General features: G+C 70.5%; 16 protein-coding genes. 7 read left to right on the top strand and 9 right to left on the bottom strand.

The window, feature by feature from the left end:
• The 4 genes from hprK to Q392_RS00800 form a co-directional block, all read right to left on the bottom strand.
• Entirely contained in the window at positions 1–954 is a 954-nt protein-coding gene (hprK, locus tag Q392_RS00815) for an HPr(Ser) kinase/phosphatase (RefSeq protein ID WP_038200356.1), read from the bottom strand.
• Between the two features lie 22 nt (positions 955–976).
• On the bottom strand, positions 977–1,447 hold the full coding sequence (locus tag Q392_RS00810; RefSeq protein ID WP_038200355.1) for a PTS sugar transporter subunit IIA: 471 nt from the start codon (positions 1,445–1,447) through the stop codon (positions 977–979).
• Between the two features lie 112 nt (positions 1,448–1,559).
• Entirely contained in the window at positions 1,560–1,892 is a 333-nt protein-coding gene (gene hpf, locus Q392_RS00805; RefSeq protein ID WP_038200354.1) for a ribosome hibernation-promoting factor, HPF/YfiA family, read from the bottom strand.
• A 226-nt stretch (positions 1,893–2,118) separates the two neighbouring features.
• A complete protein-coding gene (locus tag Q392_RS00800) occupies positions 2,119–4,245 on the bottom strand; it encodes an ATP-dependent helicase (protein WP_038200512.1) in 2,127 nt (708 codons plus the stop codon).
• 270 nt (positions 4,246–4,515) lie between these two features.
• On the opposite strand from Q392_RS00800, the gene corA reads away from it, so the two are divergent.
• Together corA and mnmA are read left to right on the top strand one after the other, a co-directional pair.
• Entirely contained in the window at positions 4,516–5,502 is a 987-nt protein-coding gene (gene corA / locus Q392_RS00795; protein WP_038200353.1) for a magnesium/cobalt transporter CorA, read from the top strand.
• Between the two features lie 43 nt (positions 5,503–5,545).
• Complete coding sequence (mnmA, locus tag Q392_RS00790) at positions 5,546–6,730, top strand: tRNA 2-thiouridine(34) synthase MnmA (protein WP_038200352.1); 1,185 nt, start codon at positions 5,546–5,548, stop codon at positions 6,728–6,730.
• Here mnmA and Q392_RS00785 read toward each other — a convergent pair.
• Genes Q392_RS00785 through Q392_RS00765 form a run of 5 tightly spaced genes read right to left on the bottom strand, consistent with a single transcriptional unit; the run spans position 6,708 to position 12,520 of the window.
• Positions 6,708–7,208 carry an NUDIX hydrolase gene (locus tag Q392_RS00785; protein WP_038200350.1) on the bottom strand — a complete coding sequence of 167 codons (501 nt, stop codon included), beginning with the start codon at positions 7,206–7,208 and terminating at the stop codon, positions 6,708–6,710. The two genes, mnmA and Q392_RS00785, sit on opposite strands and share 23 nt — an antisense overlap.
• Positions 7,205–7,678, bottom strand: a complete 474-nt coding sequence (locus Q392_RS00780; RefSeq protein ID WP_084216765.1) for a DUF4019 domain-containing protein — start codon at positions 7,676–7,678, stop codon at positions 7,205–7,207. Before Q392_RS00780 ends, Q392_RS00785 begins: the two co-directional genes overlap by 4 nt.
• Positions 7,679–7,686: 8 nt before the next feature.
• Complete coding sequence (locus Q392_RS00775) at positions 7,687–10,092, bottom strand: CHASE2 domain-containing protein (RefSeq protein ID WP_051952605.1); 2,406 nt, start codon at positions 10,090–10,092, stop codon at positions 7,687–7,689.
• 20 nt (positions 10,093–10,112) lie between these two features.
• The gene (locus Q392_RS00770) at positions 10,113–11,792 is read right to left on the bottom strand and encodes a FecR family protein (protein WP_051952603.1); all 1,680 of its coding nucleotides are present in this window, start codon (positions 11,790–11,792) and stop codon (positions 10,113–10,115) included.
• On the bottom strand, positions 11,789–12,520 hold the full coding sequence (locus tag Q392_RS00765; protein WP_038200348.1) for a response regulator transcription factor: 732 nt from the start codon (positions 12,518–12,520) through the stop codon (positions 11,789–11,791). The genes Q392_RS00770 and Q392_RS00765 overlap by 4 nt, the downstream gene beginning before the upstream one ends.
• 310 nt (positions 12,521–12,830) lie before the next feature.
• Between Q392_RS00765 and Q392_RS34005 the strand changes: the two genes are divergently transcribed.
• From Q392_RS34005 to Q392_RS00740, 5 genes are all read left to right on the top strand, one after another.
• Positions 12,831–17,843 carry a YadA-like family protein gene (locus Q392_RS34005; RefSeq protein WP_038200347.1) on the top strand — a complete coding sequence of 1,671 codons (5,013 nt, stop codon included), beginning with the start codon at positions 12,831–12,833 and terminating at the stop codon, positions 17,841–17,843.
• Between the two features lie 20 nt (positions 17,844–17,863).
• Positions 17,864–18,670, top strand: coding sequence for an OmpA family protein (locus Q392_RS00755; protein WP_038200346.1), 807 nt, complete (start codon positions 17,864–17,866; stop codon positions 18,668–18,670).
• Positions 18,671–19,274: 604 nt separating this feature from the next.
• Complete coding sequence (locus tag Q392_RS00750) at positions 19,275–20,882, top strand: Re/Si-specific NAD(P)(+) transhydrogenase subunit alpha (RefSeq protein WP_038200345.1); 1,608 nt, start codon at positions 19,275–19,277, stop codon at positions 20,880–20,882.
• Between the two features lie 33 nt (positions 20,883–20,915).
• Positions 20,916–22,328 carry a Re/Si-specific NAD(P)(+) transhydrogenase subunit beta gene (pntB, locus tag Q392_RS00745; RefSeq protein WP_038200344.1) on the top strand — a complete coding sequence of 471 codons (1,413 nt, stop codon included), beginning with the start codon at positions 20,916–20,918 and terminating at the stop codon, positions 22,326–22,328.
• 144 nt (positions 22,329–22,472) lie between these two features.
• Positions 22,473–24,149, top strand: a complete 1,677-nt coding sequence (locus Q392_RS00740) for a long-chain-fatty-acid--CoA ligase (RefSeq protein WP_038200343.1) — start codon at positions 22,473–22,475, stop codon at positions 24,147–24,149.
• Positions 24,150–24,236 lie beyond the last annotated feature (87 nt).

The following is a 24,236-nucleotide window of genomic DNA, read 5'->3' as shown; positions in this document are numbered from 1 at the left end:
TCAGTCGCCGCCTTTTTCCATGGCTCGGTGGTGCCGGGCCACGAAGTCGGCATAGGTGTCGATGCCGCGCAGCTGCAGGATGGAGTTGCGCACCGCCGCCTCCACCAGCACCGCGATGTTGCGGCCGGCCACCACCTGGATGACCGCCTTGCGGATGGGCACGCCCAGCACGTCCTGTGTCAGCGGCTCGGCCGGCATGCGCTCGTAGTCGCGCTCGAAGGAGTCGCGCCGCACCAGGTGCACGATCAGCTTCAGGCGCATCTTCCGGCGCACGGCGGTCTCGCCGAAGATGGCGCGGATGTCCAGCAGGCCGATGCCGCGCACCTCCAGCAGGTTCTGCAGCAGGTCGGGGCAGCGGCCCTCGATGGTGGTCTGGTTGATGCGGAACAGGTCGACCGCGTCGTCGGCCACCAGGCCGTTGCCGCGCGAGATCAGCTCCAGGCCCAGTTCGCTCTTGCCCAGGCCCGACTCGCCCGTGATCATCACGCCCATGCCCAGGATGTCCATGAACACGCCGTGCATCGAGGTGCGCTCGGCAAAGTGCTTGGACAGGTAGGCGCGCAGCACGTCGATGACGAAGGCCGAGCCCTCGCGCGTGGCGAACAGCGGCAACTGGGCCCGCTCGCAGATCGACAGCAGCTCGTCCGGCGCCGCCTGGCCGTCGGCCAGCACCAGCATCGGCGGCTCCAGCGTGACGATGCGGGCGATGCGGCGGATGCAGTCCTCCTGCGTGCCGCGCGTGAGGTAGGCGATCTCGCGCGCGCCCATGATCTGCACGCGGTAGGGGTGGATGTAGTTGAGGTAGCCGACCAGGTCCGCCGCCGACTGGGCCTGGCTGATGACCTCCGGGTCGAACTGCCGCTCCGAGGCGCCCAGCCCCGCCAGCCACTCCCAGCGCAGGGAGCCGCGGAACTCCTCGAACATCGCGTCCGCGCTGATGACGGTGGGTTTCAAGCAGCGACGGGGGGTGGGGAAATCAGGCGGCCAACTGGGCTGAACGCCAGCCGGCGATCAGGCCGTGCAGTTCGGCCGCGTCGGTGCTGGCCTTGATGCGCTCGCGCAGGGCGGCGTCGCTCAGCATCTCGGCGATCTCGGACAGGATCTCCAGGTGCTTCTGCGTGGCGGCTTCGGGCACCAGCAGGAAGATCAGCAGCACCACCGGCTGCTCGTCCGGGGCGTCGAAGCCGATCGGCTGCGCGAGCTGGAAGACGGCCGCCATCGGCGCCTTCAGGCCCTTGATGCGGCCGTGGGGGATGGCCACGCCGTGGCCGAGGCCGGTGGAGCCGAGCCGCTCGCGGGCGAACAGGCTGTCGGTGATGAGGGCGCGCCCGAGACCGTGCAGGTTCTCGAACAGCAGGCCCGCTTCCTCGAAAGCGCGTTTCTTGCTGGTGGCGTCGACGCTCACGAGCACTTGAGCGGGCGGCAGGATGGACGCGAGGCGGTTCATGGTGGGTCGGGGCGCGATTATGCACCCGCAGTCCAGACGACACAAAGCCGCCCGGAGGCGGCTTGGCAAGAGGATTTGCCCGGGGGTCTCCCCTCGGGTGAGGACGAACGCCCTACTGGATGGTGCGCTTGCTGCCGACGTGGTGGTGGTCCTGCAGGCGGTCCTTGTGCCGCACCACCTGACGGTCGAGCTTGTCGACCAGCTCGTCCACGGCGGCGTACAGATCAGCGTGGCTGCTCTCGGCGAACAGGTCGTTGCCCTTGACGTGGATGTTGCATTCCGCGCGTTGCCGCCTTTCCTTCTCCTTCTGCTTTTCCACCGTCAGGATCACCTTGACATCGACCACCTGGTCGAAGTGACGCGTGATCCGGTCGAGCTTGGTGGTGACGTAGCTGCGAAGCGCCGGGGTGACGTCGAGGTGATGGCCGCTGATCGTCAAATTCATGAATGACCTCCTGGAAATTGACGGTTGGGAAATCGGCCGCGCCGGGAGGCGTGGCCGGCGGGAAAAGAAGCTTGTCGTCGTTGTCGTTGTCGTCGCAAGAGAGGGTCGGATTCACTATGCCCGCGGTGTCATGGAAATGCAATCCCGGCCGTCAACGGTTGCGTTCGGCAACCGCAGACAACTCCTGAATCCATAGCGCGTACCGCAAGGCAGGCGTGGAGAAAGCCTAGGTGCGCCAGGCCGCGCGCAGGCGGCTGCGCAGGTCGATGACCGCAGGCGGCGGTGGGACAAAGGCGGGCTGCGGCGGTGGCGGCGGCCAGGTCAGGCGCTCGTAGCGGCCCAGGTCCGTTTCAGGGATGAAGCGGGTGCGCGCCGCGTACAGGTGGCGATCGCCGCGCGGCGTCTGCTGCGTGACGTGGAAGCGCTGCGGCATCACCAAGTGCAGGTGGTCGCGCGCGCGGGTCATGGCGACGTAGAGCAGGCGGCGCTCCTCCTCCAGCTCGTGCGCGCCCTGCACCACGTCGGCCGGCATGCAGCCGTCGACTGCGTTGAGCAGGTAGACGGCGTTCCATTCCTGGCCCTTGGCGGAGTGGATGGTGGAGAGGATGAGGAAGTCCTCGTCGAGCAGCGGCGGGCCGGGGCGGTCGCTGGTGGCCTCGGGCGGGTCGAGCGTGAGTTCGGTGACGAAGCGCTCGCGCGAGGCGTAGCCGGCGGCCAGTTGCGCAAGCTGCTCGATGTCGCCGCGGCGCACCGTGGCGTCGTCGAACAGGCGTTCCAGGTGCGGCAGGTACCAGTCCTGCGCCACGGCCATCTCGGCGGGCCAGCCGGCCGCGCCGCCGCGCAGGGCGGTCCAGGCGGCAGCCAGGCGCTGCCATTCATCGCGCGCGGCGGCCGGCGGCGCGAAGGCATGCAGCGCCGCGTCGGGGTCGGCCGCCAGCGCCATCGCGTCCATCAGCTTCGCGGCGGTGGCCGGGCCGATGCCGGGGATGAGCTGCACCACGCGAAAGCCCGCCAGCCGCGCGCGGGGGTTCTGGACGAAGCGCAGCAGCGCCAGCAGATCCTTGACGTGCGAGGCCTCCAGGAATTTCAGGCCGCCGTACTTGACGAAGGGGATGTTGCGGCGTGCCAGCTCCAGTTCGAGCGCCGCGCTGTGGCTGCTGGTGCGGAACAGCACGGCCTGCTGCTTGAGCCTGAGGCCGTTCTCGCGGCAGGCGAGCACGCGGTCGGCCACCCAGGTGGCCTGCGCGGCCTCGTCCGCCACCAGCACGAGCTGCGGCGCGCCGAGCGAGGGCCGCTCGGTCCACAGCCGCTTGGCGTGGCCTTCGCCGGCATGGGCCATCACCGCGTTGGCCGCGTCGAGGATGGGCTGCGTCGAGCGGTAGTTGCGCGCCAGCGTGACCACGCGCGCCGCTTGCGCGAACTGGCCGGGAAAGTCCAGGATGTTGCGCACCGTCGCGCCGCGGAACGAATAGATCGACTGCGCGTCGTCGCCCACCGCCGTCACGCCGCGGCCATCGGGCTTCAGGCGCAGGAGGATGCGCGCCTGCAGGCGGTTGGTGTCCTGGTACTCGTCGACCAGCACGTGGTCGAAGCGCGCGCCGACATGCGCGGCCAGCGCGGGCTCGCCCATCATCTCGGCCCAGGCCAGCAGCAGGTCGTCGTAGTCGAGCACGTTCTGCTGCGCCTTGGCCTCGACGTAGGCGCCGAAGAGGCGCTCCAGCTCGTCGTGCCATTCGGCGCACCAGGGGAAGTGCTGGCGCAGCACCTCGGGCAGCGGCATGCAGGTGTTGACGGTGCGCGAGTAGATCGAGAGGCAGGTGCTCTTGAGCGGGAAGCGCTTCTGGCCCTCCCGCGCCGCCAGGCCCAGGCGACTGCGCACCCAGCCCATCAGGTCCTCGGCATCGCCGCGGTCGTGGATGGTGAATTGGGGGTCCAGGCCGATCTGCGGCGCATATTCGCGCAGCAGCCGCGCGCCGATGCCGTGGAAGGTGCCGGCCCAGGGCAGGTGCGGCAGGGCGTCGGCGTGCAGGCCCAGCACACGCGCGGCCACCTGGCCGGCGCGGCGCGACATTTCCTGCGCCGCGCGGCGCGAGAAGGTGATCAGCAGGATGCGCTGCGGGTCGGCCCCGCGGGCGATCAGGTGCGCGACGCGGTGCGCCAGGGTGCTGGTCTTGCCCGAGCCGGCGCCGGCGATGACCAGCAGCGGCGGCGCGCCGGCGCCGTCGTCCGACGCGAGGCCGTGTTCCACCGCCGCCCGCTGCGCGTCGTTGAGCCCGGCCAGGGCCTCGGCCAGCCGCGCCTCGGCGGCGGCGATGCCGGAGGCGGTCGGGGTGTCGGAAGCCAGGGCGGACATGCCCCGAATGTACTGGACATCCATCCAGATGCCGCGCGGCGCGCGGGCGCGCCGCATCATGCTGCGGTGCCATAATCGCGCCCCGTTGCCACACAGGAGAAATCGCCTTGGATAGCGACCCGTCTCGGCAGCGTTCGGCGTCCCCCCTCTAGTCTCCCGCGCGCTGGGTGCGGTGCAGGGCCGGTCCATGGGAACAAGGGCGTGCGAGCGCGCCCCGTCTTCTTCCCCGTCTTTTGCCCTCACCGTCCGAACACACCAGGGGAGCACGCCATGCTCAACATCTTCACGCTCGCCAACGGCCGGCTCGTCCAGGAAGAGATCGAGTCGCTGGAGGAACTCTCGCGTTTCCAGCCCATCTGGGTGGACCTCGAATCGCCCTCGCTCGACGAGAAGCGCTGGGTCAAGCAGTACTACGGCCTGTCGATCCCGGAGGACGTGACCGACGAGGACATCGAGGAGTCGGCCCGCTTCTACGAGGAAGACAACGGCGACCTGCACGTGCGCAGCGACTTCCTGATCTCCGACGCCGACGAGCCGCGCAGCGTGCGCGTGGCCTTCATCCTGAACCAGCACAACGCCGAGCTGAAGAGCCGCGGCGTGCTGTTCTCCATCCACGACGAGGACGTGCCCGTGTTCCGCCTGCTGCGCATGCGCGCGCGGCGCGCACCGGGGCTGATCGACAACGCCAAGGACGTGCTGCTGGCGCTGTTCGATGCCGACGCGGAGTATTCGGCCGACACGCTGGAAGGCATCTACGACGAGCTGGAGAAGGCCGGCAACCGCGTGCTCAAGGGCAACGTGAGCGACGAGACCGCCGGCGAGGTGCTGGGCCTGATCGCGCACCAGGAGGACCTGAACGGGCGCATCCGCCGCAACATGATGGACACGCGCCGCGCCGTGAGCTTCATGATGCGCCAGCGCATGCTCGACGCCGAGCAGTTCGAGGATGCGCGCCAGATCCTGCGCGACATCGAATCGCTGGACAACCACACGGCCTTCCTGTTCGACAAGATCAACTTCCTGATGGACGCCACGGTCGGCTTCATCAACATCAACCAGAACAAGATCATCAAGATCTTCTCGGTGGCCAGCGTGGCGCTCCTGCCGCCGACGCTGATCGCCAGCATCTACGGCATGAACTTCAAGTTCATGCCCGAGCTGGAATGGGGCTTCGGCTATCCCTACGTGCTGGCGCTGATGGTCGCCAGCGCAGTCGGCCCGATGCTCTATTTCCGCAAGCGCGGCTGGTTGAAGTAGCGGCACCGGCGAAGGCGGCGGCGGACTGGGACAATCCGGCCCCATGACCCGTCACCGCATCGTCGTCGGCCTCTCGGGCGGCGTGGATTCCGCCGTCACCGCGCACCTGCTGAAACAGCAGGGGCACGAGGTCGTCGGCATCTTCATGAAGAACTGGGAGGACGACGACGACAGCGAGTACTGCTCGTCGAACATCGATTTCGTCGACGCCGCCAGCGTGGCGGACGTGCTGGGCATCGAGATCGAGCACGTGAACTTCGCGGCCGACTACAAGGACCGCGTCTTCGCCGAGTTCCTGCGCGAGTACCAGGCAGGGCGCACGCCCAACCCGGACGTGCTGTGCAACGCCGAGATCAAGTTCAAGGCCTTCCTCGACCATGCGATGCGCCTGGGCGCGGAGAAGATCGCGACCGGGCATTACGCCCGTGTCCGCTGCGTTGCAGCGGACACGGGCGAGCCCGTCGGGCAGGATGGAACATCACGCGCGACCGCGCGTGATGGCGCCCGCGTGCGCTATGAACTGCTCAAGGGCCTCGATCCGGCCAAGGACCAGAGCTATTTCCTGCACCGCCTGAACCAGGCGCAGCTGTCGAAGGCGCTGTTCCCGGTGGGCGAGCTGCACAAGACCGAGGTGCGCCGCATCGCCGCCGAGATCGGCCTGCCGGTGGCGGCCAAGAAGGACTCGACCGGCATCTGCTTCATCGGCGAGCGGCCCTTCCGCGAGTTCCTCAACCGCTACATCAGCAAGGCGCCGGGGCCGATCAAGGACGAGCGCGGCCGCGTGCTGGGCGAGCATCACGGCCTGTCGTTCTACACGCTGGGCCAGCGCCAGGGGCTGGGCATCGGCGGCGTGAAGGAGAAGGGGGCGCAGCGCGGCGGCGGCGAGCACGCGCCGTGGTTCGTGGCGCGCAAGGACATGGAGAAGAACACGCTGTGGGTGGTGCAGGGCCACGACCACCCGTGGCTGCTGTCGCGCGCGCTGGTGGCCGGCGACGCGAGCTGGGTGGCCGGCGCGCCGCCCGCGCCCGGCAGCTACGGCACCAAGACGCGCTACCGGCAGGCCGATGCGCCCGGCACGCTGGCGGTGGAGGGCGCCGACGCCTTCCGCCTGGACTTCCCGCAGCCGCAGTGGGCGGTGACGCCGGGCCAGTCCGCCGTGCTCTACGACGGCGAGGTCTGCCTGGGCGGCGGCGTGATCGCGGCCGCTACGCCCGCCCGGGCGACCTGACCGACGGATCGACGTGGAACAGGTCCAGCGGATGGCGCTGGCCTGCCAGGTGGTCCTCCATGCAGCGCAGCAGCAGCGGGCTGCGGTGGCGCTCGACGCTGGCGCGGATCTCGTCGGGCGTCATCCAGACCGTGCGCACGATGCCCTCGTCCAGCGCGCGGCCGGGCTCGAAGGCGCCCAGCTCGCCGGCGAAGGCGAAGCGCAGGTAGGTGATGTCGGTCTCGCCCTCGTCGCCGGGCGTGCCGCGCTCGAAGCGCGCCATGTACACGCCCACCAGCGCGGTGGGGGTGAAGTGGTGCGCCGTCTCTTCCAGCGCCTCGCGGGCGCAGCCCTCGGCCGGCGACTCGCCCGGGTCCAGGTGGCCGGCCGGCGTGTTGAGCTTCAGGCCGCGGTCGGTGTGCTCCTCCACCAGCAGGAAGCGGCCGTCGCGCTCGATCAGCGCGGCCGCGGTGACGTTCGGCTTCCAGCGGCGGCTCATGGCTGGCGCAGCACGTAGCCGGAGAAGCGCCAGGTGCCGTCGCGCCCGAGATGGAAGGACACCAGCTCGCGCGCGGCGCGCTCGGGTTTGCCGGCGAAGCGCGTCTCGTACTCGACGCTGACGTACTGCCCCGCCAGGTCGCCGTCGTCGTTGGCCAGCGCGTGCCGGTTGATCGCCACCCAGGTGCGCTGCAGCGGCGCGCCGAGCGGCTGGCGCGCCTGCGTCACCTGCCGGGCGAAGTCGTTGCGCGTCACCTTCTTGCGGGCACCGTCCGAGGCGCCGTCCCACAGCTCGCCGAGGCTGCCCCGGTCCACCAACTGGACGGCCGCCAGGCCGCCCTGGACGATGCCGGTGGCATCGACGTCCTGCGCGTGGGCTGCCGTGGCGGCCAGGGCGAGCGACAGGCCCAGGCCGGCGGCGGTGGTCCGCCATGGCCGGCGCAGGCATCGGGGGGCGAGGGGCGTGTTCATGCGGTCGTTCATTCCAGGTCGATGGGGAAGGCTTCCAGCTGCGTCCTGCTCGGCCGGGGCAGCAGCAGCGTGACGGTGCAGCCGCCGCCCTCGGCGCTGTCGATCTCGATCGAGCCGCCGTGGCGCTGGACGGCCGCGCGCACCAGCAGCAGCCCCAGCCCCACGCCCTGCACCTGGGGATGCGTCTCCCGGTGCAGCCGATGGAACGGCCGGAACAACTGGGACTGTAGCGCCGGCGGGATGCCCGGCCCCTGGTCGTGGACCGACAGCGCCCAGTGCGGCCCGCGCGTGTCCAGCGCGCAGCGGACCTGGCCGCCTTCCGGCGAGTACTTCAGGGCGTTGCTCAGCACGTTGACCAGGGCCCGCCCGAGCAGGCTGCGGTCGCCGACGAAAGGCGCTTCCGCAGGCACGGGGCCGATCGCCAGCTGCACCTTGCGCTTGCGCGCGGCGACCCAGCAGTCGTCGGCCGCCTCCTGCACCAGCGCCACCAGGTCCAGCGGCTCGGCATGGAAGGCCTGCACCTCGGCGCGCGCCACGTTGACGAAGCCGTCCGCCAGCTCCAGCCCGGCCTGCGCGTGGCGCTCGATGCGCGCATACGCCGCCTCGCCGTCGAACTGCTCGGGCCGCGAGCGTGCCAGCTCCAGGATGGTGAGGATGGAGGCCATCGGCTCGCGGATGTCGTGCGAGATGAAGCGCAGCGCCTCGTCGCGCTGGCTCTGGGCGCGGCGCACGCTGGTGATGTTGACCAGCGCGATCATCCAGCCGGCATGGTCGTTGCGGATGTCGTAGAAGGGGACGCAGCGCACCAGCAGGATGCGGCCCTGGTCGTCCTCGCCCTCGCCGAGGATCGGCTCCTGGCTGTGCAGCAGCCGGCCTGGCGCCAGCATCGGCGCACTGCCGTTGCGCCGCCGGATGTCGCCCAGCAGCTCGTGGGCGTCCCGTCCGGCCAGGCCCTCGCTCTCGGCGCCCCAGTGCCGCAGCGCCGACAGGTTGGCGATGAGCACGCGCGCCTCGTCGTCGAGCACCAGCGTCGCGTCGGGCAGGTGGTCGATGCCGTCGCGCACGAAGCGGTGCAGGTTGCGCAGCCGCAGCGCGGCCGTGGCGGTGGCGGCCATCTGCCGCTCCAGGTAGTCGCCGCCGTGCGCCGGCGGCGCGGGCGTGGGGAAGCCCTCGAATTCGCGGGTGAGCTGCTGCGTGCCGATGTGCAGGAAGCGCAGCGCCGCCGTCAGCCGCGTGAGGCTCCACAGCGGGTAGACCAGCAGCAGCGCCATGAAGCCCACCGCCGGCGCGAACTGCACTCCCACCCAGGGCCGCGCCACGTGCAGGCCCAGGCGCAGTGCCAGCATCGAGCCGATGAGCAGCAGCACGCCCGCCGGCGGCAGCCACAGCAGGCCCAGCAGCGCCACGGCCAGCGGCAGCACGTTGAAGGCGAGGTCCTGCCAGGACGAGGCGACCACCACCCGGTGCCCGCTCAGCAGCCCTTGCAGCACGTTGGCGAAGATCACCACGCCGGGGGTCAGGCCGGTCTCGCTCGGCGCCGAGGTGGCGTAGGCGTCGCCCAGGCCCAGCGCGGTGGCGCCGATCAGGACATAGCGGTCCTTGAAGATCGCCGGTGGCACGTTGCCACGCAGCACGTCGACGTAGGACACGGTGGTGAAGGGCTGGTCGGCGTGGGTGAAGACGATGAGCTGGTGCCCGCTGCGCTCCCATGGCTGTCCGTCGGGGAGCGGGGCCGGCAGCCGCGGGTGCGCGGGCAGCGCGCCGCCGTGGGCCCAGGCTTCGCCCGCCTCGTGCAGCACGCTGGCGAAGTGCTGCCAGGGCCGGCCGGCGAAGCCCTCGCTCAGGTACACGCTGCGGGCCACGCCGTCCTGGTCGAGCGAGATGTGCGCGTGGCCGATGCCGGCCGCCGTATCGGCCAGCCCGGGCAGCGGCACCAGTTCCCGCTGCGCCGCGGCGCCGGCCGACTGCAGCGCCATCGGCAGCACCACGCAGCCGCTGTCGCGGATGGCGTGGGCCAGCACCTCGTCGTCCAGCGGCGGCGCCGTGTCCTGCTCGGTCAGCAGCAGGTCCAGGCCGATGCAGCGCGGCGACTGGGCGGCGATGCGGCGCAGCACCTCGGCGTGCAGGGCGCGGCGCCAGGGCCAGCGGCCGACCGCGGCGAGCGAGGCATCGTCGATGGCGACGATCACCACGTCGCCGCCGTGGCCCTGGCCCATGGCGGCGCGGGCGTTGTCCTGCAGCATCCGGTCCACCCGCGGGAAGGGCTGCAGCAGGGTCAGCACCGCCGTCACCAGCAGCAGCCCGCCGGCCAGCAGCAGCCAGGGCGCGCGCCGGTGCCACAGCCGGCGCAGCCAGCCCTCCGGCGGCTCGGCCGTCGGGTCGTAGGGCAGCGGGGGTTCGGGGGCGCGGGGCATCGTGCTCGGCGGTCGACCGCTCAGGGCTGCGCCACCGGCTCGCCGTCGGTGCTGCGCAGCGCTTCCCCGCTGCCGCTGCGCACGATGCTGCCCACGTGCACGCGCCGTGCGGCCGTGAAGGGGCCGGCGGCGCCGCCCGGCTCGCGGGCGCGCAGGCGCACGAAGTAGGCGCCGCGAGGCAGCGCAGGCAGCGCCCAGCGGGCCTCCAGGGCTTGTGCGCTGGCCAGGATGTGGCCGAATGCCGGGTCGGCGGCGAGCTGGGCCTCGTAGGTCAGGCCCGGCTGCGCTGCCCAGTGCAGCGTCGGGCGCTCGCCGTCCTCCACCCATTGCAGGCCGCTCGGGGCGGCCACGTCCACCAGGGTGAAGGGCACGGCGGGCGCAAAGGGCCCCTGGTCGGGCCGTCCGTCCGCATCGCGCCGCACCGACGCCACGCGCCAGTGGTAGTCGCCCGCGGGCAGCGCCGACAGCCCCAGCTCGCAGTGCGCCAGCCGGGGCTCGTCGATCTCCGGCGCGGCGAAGTCCGCCCGGCGCGACACCTGCAGGTGCACCCACTGCGCATCGGCCACCGGCGAGCACAGCAGCCGCGCGTCCTCGGCCGCCACGCGTGCGCCCGGCGCCGGAAAGCGGTACAGCGGCGGCACCGGCTGCGCATCCACGTGCACCGTGCGCCGGCTCTCGGGGCCGGCCAGGCCATCGGCGTCCAGCGCGCGCACGCCCAGGACGTACACGCCATCCTCCACCGGAGCGAAGCGCACCCGACCGCCGCGCGCGACGCCGTCGCGCAGCACCTCGGCGAAGTCCGCCTCGCGCGCCAGCCGCACCTCGTAGTCGCCACGGGCGGCCGGGCCGAGGTCCACGGCCAGGCTGCCCGCGTCCTCGTAGCGGTCGGCGGCGGTGGACAGGTCGGGCGCCTCCGGCAGCGGGCGTTGCGTCCCGAGCTGCCCGTTGGCCTGCACCACCGCGCCCTGGCCGGCGCCCACGCGCGTCAGTCGCCGGCTGTTCCTGCGCACCGGCCTGGCGGCGCGCAGCGCCACCTCGCCCCGGGTCACGGCCGTGCCCACCTGGCCGTCGGCTCCCACGGAGACGTCGAAGCGGGTGCCGCGCACGCTGGCCACCGCGCCGGGCGCCTGGATCTCGAACACCCGCCCGCGCGGCTGCGGCGCGACCTCGGACTCGACCTTGCCGCGCCGCACGCCCAGCACCGACTCGAAGCTGGTGGCGCCGTTGCGCCGGCGCAGGCGCTTGAGTTCGACGTCGGAGCCGGCCAGCACGCGCACCACCGAGCCGTCGGCCAGCCGCAGGCTCAGGTAGCCGTCCTGCGGCACCTCGATGCGCGCGCCTTCGGCCAGCCGCGCGCCGGGTGCCGCCGGCTCGGGCGCCTTCGCGCCGGCCGGCGTGACCAGCGCCTGGCCGCGCACGAACTCCACCCGCGCGGCCACCGCCCCCGGCCTGAGCAGCCGGGCCGGGATGCGCACCGTGCTGCCCGCCGGCAGCGCCTGCGGGTCCTTCACGCCGTTGGGCCGCTGCAGCACGCGCCACCGCTCCGGCTGGCGCAGGTAGCGCTGCGCGATGGAGGGCAGCGTGTCGCCGGCCTCGACCCGGTGCTCCACATAGCCTTCGGCGCCTTGCACACCGGTCGCACCCAGCGCCAGCAGCAGGCACAGCACCGCCTGGGCGGCCTGTGCGCGGCCGGTCGTCATGTCGGCGAGCCGAGCGGCGCGGGGCGCGAGGACATCAGCGTGTCGGCGTCGATCGCCTCCAGCCGGTAGCCCAGGCCGTAGATCGCAGACAGGAGAAAGCCGTTGTGCGGCCGCAGGTCGAGCTTGGCGCGCAGGCGCGAGATGTGCGTGTCCAGCGAGCGCGACGAGGCCTCCGGCCCCTGGCCCCAGACCGCCTCGCGCAGGTGCTCGCGCGAGAGCAGACGCCCCATGTTCTGGAACAGGAACAGCGCCAGCTCGTACTCGCGGTGCTTGAGTTCCAGCGGCTCGCCATTGACCTGCAGCGTGCGCAGCTGCGGAGAGAAGTGATAGGGCCCGAAGACGATCTCCGGCTCGTGCTGGTGCGGGTAGGCGCGCCGCAGCAGCGCCTGCGTGCGCGCCGCCAGCTCGCCCGTGCGGATGGGCTTGACCATGAAGTCGTCGGCACCGGCTTCCAGGCCCCGGACCATGTCCGCCTCCTCGCGGCGGTTGGTCACGAACAGGATCGGCAGCCGGCTGAGCATCTCGCCGCGGATGGCGCGCACGACGTCCGGGCCCATCACGTCCGGCAGTGTCCAGTCCAGGATCAGCAGGTCGAAGGTCTGTTGGCGCAGTGCCCTGAGGAGGGACTTTGCATCCTCGAAGCCATGGCACTCGTGGCCAATGCTTTCCATCGTGTGCCGGATCAGCTCCAGCTGGCTCGGCTCGTCGTCGAGGGCGGCGATTCGCATTACTGTGACTCCCTGTCGCTTCTTGTGAGACAGGCAGTCTAGGCAAGGCTGCGAGTGATAACACTCACCCAACCTTTGTAACCGAGAACTTCCGCACATGCTTTTTCATTAATTCGGGGTATTTGCGAACATTGTTTGCAAGTGCAAAGACATTGTGTCAACAGCATCCAATTTGTCACAAATGCATCGATAAAGAGCTGATCGCACGACGTCGATCAGCGAGCGGTGAATTTCATCACGCAGAAAATTAGTACGTATTACATACAGTTTGCCGCCTGGCGCCATGCAGCGCCTCCCCACAAGGCAAACCATGAATCACTGCTATCGAAGCCTCTGGAACGACGCCCTCGGCGCTTGGGTGGCGGCTGCGGAAACCACTCGGACGAACGGCAAGCGCAGCACCGCGCGCACGGCCATCGCAGCGGCTGCGGCGGTGCTGTCGATGGCGGTCCCCGTGGGCGCGGCATGGGCGGACACGGCCATCGGCCCGGCCAAGATCGACAACGCCGGCGGCGCCGTCTGCACCACGCCGGATCGGCCGTCCACGTCAGCATCGACCTGGACCTGCCAGGTGCCCAACGGCAACGGCGGCTTCGCCACCGTCAGCGGGTTGCCGGGCGCGGCGAACGGATATCCGGACACAGCCGCCCTCTCCACCTGGGTCTCAGAGAACCTGGGCGCCCATGCCATCGCGATCGGCTCGATGGACACTTCTGCCGCAGGCGAGTACGCCATCGCGATCGGTGCCTATGCCTCCGCCGGCGGCAAGTACTCGATCGCGATGGGCACCAACGCACAGGCAGCAGGCCGCGGCACGATCGCCATCGGCGACGTGGCGGGTGTCGGCTCCACGGCCGAGCAGAGCGTCCATCTCGGCCACCAGGCCGGCCAGTTCTCCGAGGGGCAGTTCAACACGGCCGTGGGCATGGCGGCCGGCACGAACGTGAAGGGCAGCAACAACGCCGCCTTCGGCAACGGCGCCGGCAGCCTCGTCACCGGCAATGCCAACACCGCCTCGGGCTATTCGAGCGGCACGAACGTCACCGGCGACCAGAACGCGGCCTTCGGCGGCTCCGCGGGCATGGGCACGCAGGGTGACGCCAACACGGCCGTCGGCTACGGCGCGGGCATCGGTGTCCGGGGCAATGCCAACACCGCCGTCGGGAACCTGGCCGGCACGGTCTTCTCGGGCAACAACAACACCGCCATGGGCTACACGGCGGGCAGCGGCGTGACCGGCAACGACAACGCCAGCCTTGGCAGCTGGTCAGGGGCCTTCCTGCAAGGGAACAACAACGTCGCCGCCGGCAGCGCCGCGGCCAGCCTGGTGAGCGGCAACAACAACATCGCCGCGGGCACGAGCGCCGGCGTTGGGATCCAGGGCAGCAACAACGTGGCCATCGGGCGTGCGGCGGGCACCGGGATCCAGCTCGACTGGGCGACGGGCAAGGTCCTCGACCGCCACGGCAACGACATCCCCGACGATCCGCCGTTCACCCTGCCGGCCCTCAACGACGCCGTGGCCATCGGCGACCTGGCCATCACCGATGCGGACCGCAGCATCGCGATCGGCAAGAACGCACTGGCAGGCGCCGCGGGCAAGCCCGACGCCATCGCCATCGGCACGGGCGCCCAGGCCACGGGCGAGCGCAGCATCAGCATCGGCACCGGCAACGTGGTCAGCGGCGCGCGTTCGGGCGCCATCGGCGATCCGACCTACATCACCGGCGACGACAGCTACGCCATCGGCAACAACAACAAGATCGACGCCAGCAGGACCTTCGTTCTCGGCAACGACGTGACCGTGGCTGCAGGCCTGGATGGCGCTGTGGCCTTGGGCGACGGCAGCACGGTGTCCGCATCGAAGGGCGCCGCCTACAACCCGGGCACCGGCATCGTGGCGGGCGCGCCCAATGCCGCCGGCAGCAACGTGGTGAGCGTGGGCGCAGCCGGCAGCGAGCGGCGCATCACCAACGTCGCGGCGGGCAGTGCGCCGAGCGATGCGGTCAACGTCAGCCAGCTGCAGTCGCTGGCCGGCACGGTCGAGGCAGGCCAGGTTCACTACTACAGCGTGAAGTCCGCCGCCGTCGGCGCCGGCAGCAACCGCGACAACGATGGCGCGCAGGGCGCGAACTCCCTCGCGGCAGGAGCGAACGCCTCTACCACGTCCGCCGCGGCCAATGCGGTGGCTGTGGGCGGCTACGCCGCTGCATCGGCCGCCGATGCGACTGCCGTCGGCGGCGCGTCGACGGCGGCCAACGCGGCGCGGGCGCAGGGTGCGCGTGCCACCGCGCTGGGCTGGGGCGCCACCGCCGCCGGGGCAGACAGCGTGGCCATCGGCGACAGCACCGCCCAGGCGAACGCGATCGCCGTCGGCCGCTATGCGAGCGCCAACACCTACGGCGTCGCCATCGGCCACAGCGCCGACGCCAACCAGCAGGGTTCCGTGGCGATCGGCCAGAGCGCCTATGCGGGGGTGGATGCCATCCACATCGGCACCTCCAGCGTCAACGGCAATCGCAGCAACCACACCGGTGCGTTCCGGCGCGGCAGCACGCTGATCGGCGACAGCGCCAACTCGCAGGGCCTGTACTCGACCGTGATCGGCAACAGCAACAATCTGCTGGTCAACCAGAACATCACCGCCACCGGCCTGCTGGGAAGCCAGTTCGTGGCGCAGGGTGCCTTCTCCAACATCCTTGGCGCGTACAACACGGTAGGCACGCGTGGCACCTCCACCACCGACACCACCACCAACAGCAAGGTCTACAGCGGCGTCGCCGTCACCGTGGCCGGTTCCGCCAACAACGTGCAGGACAGCAACGGCGTGTTCGTGAGCGGCTACGGCAACACCGTCACCAACTCCTACGACGACCAGATCGACGTCAGCGGCATCCACGAGTCGCTCAATGCCGGCAGCCTCGCGAGCCTCATCCGCGACAACGGCACCAAGCTCGGCCAGGTCGGCGTGATCGGCGCCGGCAACACGCTCGACAACGGCAACAACGTGCTGCTGATGGGCATGCGCAGCAAGGTGAGCGATGCCGTGATGTCCTCGGTGCAGGGCTTCGGGAACGAGGCGTCGGGCATCGAGAACACGTTCATCGCCGGCGCCTCGAACCAGGTCTCGGATGCGAAGAACGCCTTCATCGCGGGCACCGGCAACAGCGTGGCCGGCGTGCGCAACGTGCTGGCCATCGGCAGCGAACAGTCGCTCGATGGCGCCAGCCAGAGCGTGCTGCTGGGCGACCGCATCGCGTTCGACGGCAAGGAGGCCGTCGCCGTCGGCAGCGACACCCAGGTGGCCGACCGCGCCGTGGCGCTCGGCGACGGCGCCGCGGCGACAGCCGTCAACAGTGTCGCGCTCGGCGCCGGCGCGCAGGCCACGCAGGACGCGGCGGCCCTCGCGGCCAAGGCGGCCTATGCGCCGGGCGGCGCGACGGTGGCGGGCCTGGTGCCGGTGGGCGAGGTGAGTGTGGGCACCACCGGCGGCGAGCGTCGCATCACCCACGTGGCGGCCGGCGCAGACGCCACCGACGCGGTCAACGTGAGTCAGCTCAGGGCCGTACAGGAGGCTGCGGCGGCGGGCGAGATGCACTACTACAGCGTCAACTCCACTGTGACCGGCGCCGGCAGCAACCACGACAACAAGGGTGCCACCGGCACCAATACGCTGGCGGCGGGCGTGAACGCGCACGCGGCCGAAATCAATGCCGTGTCGGTGGGCACCGGCGCGACCAGCTACGCGTACAGCGTGGCGATCGGCTCCGATGCACATGCGGACCAGATCGGCATGAACGCCGTCGACGGCGGCGTGGCGATCGGTTCGTCGGCGCAGACCGGCTACTACACCAAGGGCAGCGTGGCGCTGGGTAACGAGGCCAAGGTGATCGACGGCACCAACCCGGTGGACTATGCGGTGGCCATCGGGCAGGGCGCCACGGCGAGCCACAGCTACAGCGTGGCGCTGGGCGCGGGCAGTACGGACAAGGCCGTCGCGCAGGTGAGCAGCGCCACGATCCCCGGCGTGATCGCCACGCTCAAGGCGGACGGCACGGTCGAGTACTCGCCCGGCCCGGCCATCACCTACGGCGGCTTCGCCGGCACCGCCACGGGCGTGGTCAGCGTGGGCGCAGCGGGCGCGGAGCGCCAGATCGTCAACGTCGCGCCTGGTGCGATCAGCAAGGACAGCACCGACGCCGTCAACGGCAGCCAGCTGTATTCGGTGGCCAGCCAGGTGAACGCCATCAGCGGCAATATCACCACCATCGTCAACAACGCCAGCTCGCACTTCTACAGCGTCAACGGCGGCACCAGCGCGGACGGCAACTACGCCAACAACGGTGCCACGGCGGCCGGGGCCATCGCCTCGGGCATCAACGCCTCGGCCACTGCGGGCAACGCGGTGGCCATGGGCGCCAACGCCAGCGCCACCACCGCCAACAGCGTGGCCCTGGGCGCGGGCAGCACCACCACCGCGGCCACCCCCACCTCCGGCACCACCATCCGCGGGCAGGACTACACCTTCGCCGGGGGCAACCCCACGGGCGTGGTCAGCGTGGGCAGCGCGGGGGCCGAGCGCCAGATCCAGAACGTGGCGGCCGGGCAGCTCAGCGCCACCAGCACGGACGCGGTCAACGGCAGCCAGCTCTATGCCACCAACCAGGCGCTGGAGACGCTGAGCGTGACGGCCAACGCGGGCATCAACGTGACCACGGCGGCCACGGGCACGGGCGTGGCGGTGGGCACCAGCGTGGCCAACGTGGGCTCGGGCGGCGTGGCCACCTACACGGCGGGCAACAACATGGTGCTCACGCAGAACGGGGCGAACGTGGCCTTCGCGGTGAGCGACAACCCCACCTTCAACAGCCTGACCGTGGGCAACACCAGCATCACGAACAACGGGGTGAGCATCCAGGGCGGGCCGAGCATGACCACCGGCGGCATCAACGCCGGTGGCACCGCCGTCACCAACGTGGCGCCGGGCGTCAACGGCACCGATGCGGTCAACGTGAACCAGCTCAACGCCGGCATCGGCACGGTCAACCAGAACGTCAACGCCTTGCGCTCCGAACTCGCGGCCACGCGCCAGGACGCCGACGCCGGCACCGCCGGCGCGATGGCGATGGCCGGCATGCCGCAGGCCTACATGCCGGGCAAGGGCATGCTGGCCGCGGGCGTGGGCTACTACGAGGGGCAGAGCGCCATCGCCGTCGGCCTGTCGAAGATCTCTGACAACGGCAAGTGGGTGACCAAGATCACCGGCTCGGCCAATTCGCGCGGCAGGGTGGGCGCGGCGGTCGGCGTGGGCTACCAGTGGTAGGCAGGGAGAGGAAGAACACCATGAACATCGCCATGCATGCGATCTGCCTGCCCGCGGCGCTCGCCGCCGGGCTGCTCGCCGGCTGCAGCACGTCCCTCAGCCGGGGCATCGACGACCACGGCCGGGCCGAGGAGGTCGTCTTCCCGGACATCGCCGCCGACGCGACGCTGCCGGAAGGCGTCTTCCCCAACCTGGACAACCTGCGGGAGGTGGCGCCGGGGATGACCAAGGACCAGTTGTACGCGCTGCTGGGCCGGCCGCACTTCCAGGAAGGGCTGCTCGGCGTGCGCGAGTGGGACTACGTGTTCAACTTCCGCAGCGGCGGCGGCACGACGGTCTGCCAGTACAAGCTGATCTTCGACAAGGCCTACCTGGCGCAGAGCTTCCACTGGAAGCCCGCGCAATGCCGCGCGCTGCTGGCCGGCCCGGCACTGGCCGTGCCGGTGAAGGCGGCAGAGGCGCCCCGGTTCCGCCTGGCGACCGACGCACTCTTTCCCTTCGACAGCGCGGTGCTGCAGCCGGAAGGCCGAAGCGAGGTCGCGCGCCTGGCGGCGGAGCTGAACAAGACGGCCTACGAGCGCGTGGAACTCATCGGCCACACGGACCGGCTGGGCGCCGAGGGCTACAACCAGCAGCTGTCGCAGCGGCGCGCCGGCGCGGTGCGCGCCGCGCTGGTCGAGGCCGGCGTGGCGGCCGGGCGCATCGTGGCGCAGGGCCGCGGCGACCGCGAGCCCGAGGTCGAGTGTCACCAGCGCGACCACGCGGCACTGGTGGCCTGCCTGGCGCCGAACCGGCGCGTCGACGTGCGCGTGCACGCCGTCCGCTGACGCCGCCGCGGCGCGCCGCGCCGGCGGTGCGCATGTCATCTTCATGTAAGCTCGCACGCCATTGCCCCGGCCGGGGCAGGACGAGGAGACTTCCATGCAGATAGGCGTGCCTGCCGGGACGAAGGTGGGCGAAACCCGCATTGCCGTCATCACGCAGGCCACCCGGGTGACGGCCCTGCGGCCGACACCGTCGGCGAGGCCGGCCGCCACGCGGGCGTGGGGCCCGTGCGCCTCGTGAATCTGCCTGGCGCAGCGCAGGCGCTGCGAACGACATCGGCCGTGCCATCGCGGCCGGGCGCCCGCGCGGCATTGCGCCGGCGCCTCCCCGGACATCCCGGACCCCGCCCCCGGTGCTGCTGCGCGTGCACGCCGCCGGCACGCGCGCGCGGGGCCTGAGAAGGTGTGAACGAACCCGACATGCCCGCTCATCCCGCCAAAACGCACCCGCTCCGCGTTGCAAATGCTCGCCATAGCCCGAGCTATGGCTGCGCTTTGCGCCTTGATCGGGCACGTTTTGACGGCCTGCTCGGGCACGCCGGATTCATTCGCACCTTCTGAGTCCGTCCCGCATCACACACGAACCCCTTTTGCGAGGAGATTCTTCATGTCCAGCAGTCCCACTCCGCCCGTGCAGCGCATCGGCATCCCCCGGGAGACCTTCCCCGGCGAGAAGCGCGTGGCCACGGTGCCCGACGTCGTCGAGAAACTGATCAAGCTCGGCTTCCAGGTCGCCGTGGAGGCCGGCGCCGGCGAGGCGGCCAACTTCAGCGACGACGCCTACCGCGCCGCCGGGGCCGAGATCGTCGAAGGCGCAGCCGCCCTCTGGGCGACGTCCGACATCGTGTTCAAGGTGCGCCCGCCCAGCGAGGGCGAGGTGGCGCTGATGCGCGAGGGCGGCACGCTCATCGACTTCATCTGGCCGGCGCAGAACCCCGAGCTGATGCAGCAACTGGCGGGCAAGCAGGCCACGGTGCTGGCCATCGACTGCCTGCCGCGCACACTCTCGCGCGCGCAGAAGATGGACGCGCTCACGTCGATGGCCGGCGTCAGCGGCTACCGCGCCGTGATCGAGGCGGCCAACGCCTTCGGCCGCTACTTCAATGGGCAGATCACGGCCGCCGGCAAGGTGCCGCCGGCCAAGGTGTTCATCGCCGGCGCCGGCGTGGCGGGTCTGGCGGCCATCGGCACCGCAGCCGGCCTGGGCGCCATCGTGCGCGCCAACGACACGCGCGCCGAGGTGGCCGACCAGGTCAAGTCGCTGGGCGGCGAGTTCGTCAAGGTGGACTACGAGGAAGAAGGCTCGGGCGGCGGCGGCTACGCCAAGGTGATGAGCGAGGGCTTCCAGGCCGCGCAGCGCCAGATGTACGCGCAGCAGGCCAAGGACGCCGACATCATCATCACCACCGCGCTGATCCCGGGCAAGCCGGCGCCCAAGCTCATCACCGCCGAGATGGTGCAGTCGATGAAGCCCGGCAGCGTGATCGTGGACATGGCGGCCGAGCAGGGCGGCAACTGCGAGCTGACAGTGCCCGGCGAGGCGGTGGTGCGCCACGGCGTCACGATCATCGGCTACACCGACCTGGCCTCGCGCCTGGCCAAGCAGTCGTCCACGCTGTATGCGACCAACCTGCTGCGCCTGACCGAGGAGCTGTGCAAGGCCAAGGACGGCCATGCCGTGGTCAACATGGAGGACGACGCGATCCGCGGCCTCACCGTGATCAAGGACGGCGCCATCACCTGGCCCGCGCCGCCGCTCAAGCCCGCTGCCGTGCCCGCGCCCAAGCCGGCCACCGCGCCGGTGGCGGAGAAGAAGGGCGGCCACGGCCATGGCAGCGGCGGCCCGCTGCCGGCGAAGACGGTCGTCGTCCTGTTCGCGGTGGCGGCGGTGCTGTTCTGGCTCATCGGCGCCTTCGCGCCGGCCGCCTTCCTGGGCCACTTCACGGTGTTCGTGCTGGCTTGCTTCATCGGCTACATGGTGGTGTGGAACGTCACGCCCGCGTTGCACACGCCGCTGATGAGCGTGACCAACGCCATCTCCAGCATCATCGCCATCGGCGCGCTGGTGCAGATCGCGCCGCCCGATGCCGCGGCCGGCGGCCGGCCCGACGAGCTGATCCGCTGGCTGGCCTTCGCCGCGCTGGTGCTCACGGCAGTCAACATGTTCGGCGGCTTCGCCGTCACGCGCCGCATGCTCGCCATGTTCCGCAAGTGACGAGAACGACAACAACAAGAAGGAAGGACGACCATGTCTGAAAGTCTTGCGACGGTGGCCTACCTCGGCGCCACCATCCTCTTCATCCTGAGCCTGGGGGGCCTGTCCAACCCGGAGACCTCGCGCCGCGGCAACCTGTTCGGCATGATCGGCATGGCGATCGCCGTGCTGGCCACGGTGTTCGGCCCGCGCGTCAGCGCCTCGGGCCTCGCCTGGATCGTGATCGCGCTGGTGATCGGCGGCGGCGTCGGCCTGTACGCCGCCCGCATCGTGAAGATGACCCAGATGCCCGAGCTGGTCGCGCTGATGCACAGCCTGGTGGGCCTGGCGGCCTGCCTGGTGGGCTTCGCCAGCTACGTCGACACCTCGGTGCAGTTCCAGGGCGCGGAGAAGGTCATCCACGAGGTGGAGATCTACATCGGCATCCTGATCGGCGCCGTCACCTTCTCGGGATCGCTGATCGCCTTCGGCAAGCTCGCCGGCCGCATCGGCGGCAAGCCGCTGCTGCTGCCGGCGCGCCACTGGCTCAACCTGGTCGCGTTGCTGGTGGTGATCTGGTTCGGCCGCCAGTTCCTGGCCGCGCACGACGTGCAGGCCGGCATGCTGCCGCTGGTCGTGATGACCGTGATCGCGCTGCTGTTCGGCGTGCACATGGTCATGGCCATCGGCGGCGCCGACATGCCGGTGGTGGTGTCCATGCTCAACAGCTACTCGGGCTGGGCCGCGGCGGCCACCGGCTTCATGCTGAACAACGACCTGCTGATCGTCACCGGCGCGCTGGTGGGCTCGTCGGGCGCGATCCTGAGCTACATCATGTGCAACGCGATGAACCGCAACTTCATCAGCGTGATCGCCGGCGGCTTCGGCTCGGGCGCCGGCAAGCCGGCCAAGAAGGGCGAGGCCGCCGAGCCGCAGGGCGAGGCGGTGCCGGTCAGCGCAGCCGAAACGGCCGAGATGCTGCGCGAGGCCAGGAGCGTGGTCATCGTGCCCGGCTACGGCATGGCCGTGGCCCAGGCCCAGCACACGGTCAACGAGATCACGAAGACGCTGCGCGACCGCGGCGTCCAGGTCCGCTTCGCCATCCATCCCGTGGCTGGCCGCATGCCGGGCCACATGAACGTGCTGCTGGCCGAGGCCAAGGTGCCCTACGACATCGTGATGGAGATGGACGAGATCAACGAGGACTTCCCGGACACCGACGTGGCCATGGTCATCGGCGCCAACGACATCGTGAACCCCTCCGCGCAGGAAGACCCGGGCAGTCCCATCGCCGGCATGCCGGTGCTGGAGGTGTGGAAGGCGAAGCACTCGATCGTGATGAAGCGCTCCATGGCCTCGGGCTACGCCGGCGTGGACAACCCGCTCTTCTACAAGGAGAACAACCGCATGCTGTTCGGCGACGCCAAGAAGATGCTCGACGAGGTGCTGGCGGTGCTCAAAGGCTGATCGGCTGTCATGCCGATCTTCGACGCCTGCGGGGCCATCGGGTAGCATCCGGCAGGGATCGCTACTGTTTCGATAGCTGGCAGCGACCGCACGGCGGGCGCTTCGCTTGTTTGTCTTGTTGAATTCGAGAACGCGAGGAGACCTATGACCGACCGCCCCTGGCTTTCCGCCTACCCCGCCGGCGTGCCCGCCGACATCGACCCGACCCAGTACCGCTCCCTGGTGGCGCTGATGGAGGAGAGCTTCGGCCGTTTCGCGGATCGCACGGCCTACAGCTTCATGGGCAAGGACGTCAGCTATGCCGAGGTGGACCAGGCCAGCCGCGCCTTCGCCGCCTACCTGCAGCAGGGGCTGGGACTGGCCAAGGGCGACCGCGTGGCGGTGATGATGCCCAACTGCCCGCAGTACCCGATCGCCGTCGCCGGCATCCTGCGCGCGGGGCTGATCCTGGTGAACGTGAACCCGCTGTACACCGCGCGCGAGCTGGAGCACCAGCTCAAGGACGCGGGCGCCAAGGCGATCGTCATCATGGAGAACTTCGCCGCGACGCTGCAGCAGGCGCTGCCGCACACGCAGGTCAAGCACATCGTGCTGGCGGCCATGGGCGACCGGCTCGGCTTCCTCAAGGGCGCGCTGGTCAACTACGTGCTGCGCAACGTGAAGAAGATGGTGCCGGCCTTCCAGCTGCCGGGCGTCATCCGCTTCAACGACGCGATCGCGCAGGGCGGCAGCCGCACGCTGCAGGCGCCCGAGATCGGCCCGGACGACGTCGCCGTGCTGCAGTACACCGGCGGCACCACCGGCGTGAGCAAGGGTGCCGTGCTGCTGCACCGCAACGTCATCGCCAACGTGCTGCAGTCGGAGGCGTGGAACCAGCCGGTGATGGAGCGCGTGCCGAAGGACCAGCAGCCTACCAGCGTGTGTGCGCTGCCGCTCTATCACATCTTCGCCTTCACCGTGGGCATGATGCTGAGCATGCGCACCGGCGGCAAGCTGGTGCTCATCCCCAACCCGCGCGACCTGGCGGCCACGCTCAAGGAGCTGTCCAAGCACACCATCCACAGCTTCCCGGCCGTCAACACCCTGTTCAACGGCCTGGCCAACCATCCCGACTTCAAGACGGTGGACTGGAGCCACCTCAAGGTCTCGGTGGGCGGCGGCATGGCGGTGCAGGGCGCGGTCGCCAAGCTGTGGCTGGAGAGGACCGGCTGCCCGATCTGCGAGGGCTACGGCCTGTCGGAGACCAGCCCCTCGGCGAGCTGCAACCCGACCACCAGCAAGGAGTACACCGGCACCATCGGCGTGCCCCTGCCCAGCACCTGGATGAAGCTGCTCGACGACGACGGCCACGAGGTGCCGCCGGGCGAGCGCGGCGAGATCGCGATCAAGGGCCCGCAGGTGATGGCCGGCTACTGGCAGCGGCCCGACGAGACGGCCAAGGTCATGACCGCCGACGGCTACTTCAAGACCGGCGACATCGGCACGGTGGACGAACGCGGCTACTTCAAGATCGTCGACCGCAAGAAGGACATGGTGCTGGTCAGCGGCTTCAACGTGTACCCCAACGAGATCGAGGACGTGGTGGCGGCGCTGGACGGCGTGCTCGAGTGCGCGGTGGTCGGCGTGCCGGACGAGAAGACCGGCGAGGCCGTCAAGCTGGTGATCGTGAAGAAGCACGAGTCGCTCACCGAGCAGCAGGTGCGCGACTTCTGCAACGCCAACCTCACCGGCTACAAGCGGCCCAAGATCATCGAGTTCCGCACCGAGATGCCCAAGACGCCGGTGGGCAAGATCCTGCGGCGCGAACTGCGGGACAAATAGCCCACCCCCCAGCCTGTGCGTGTGCGGACTTCGTTCCGCTCCGGCAACCCCCTCCAGGGGGCACATCCTGCGGTCTGGCAGAGCCGG

This window comes from Xenophilus azovorans DSM 13620 (genome assembly GCF_000745855.1).
Lineage (GTDB): Bacteria > Pseudomonadota > Gammaproteobacteria > Burkholderiales > Burkholderiaceae_C > Xenophilus > Xenophilus azovorans.
Note: the sequence above shows the minus strand (reverse complement) of the source record. Positions and strands in the feature narration are given on the sequence as shown.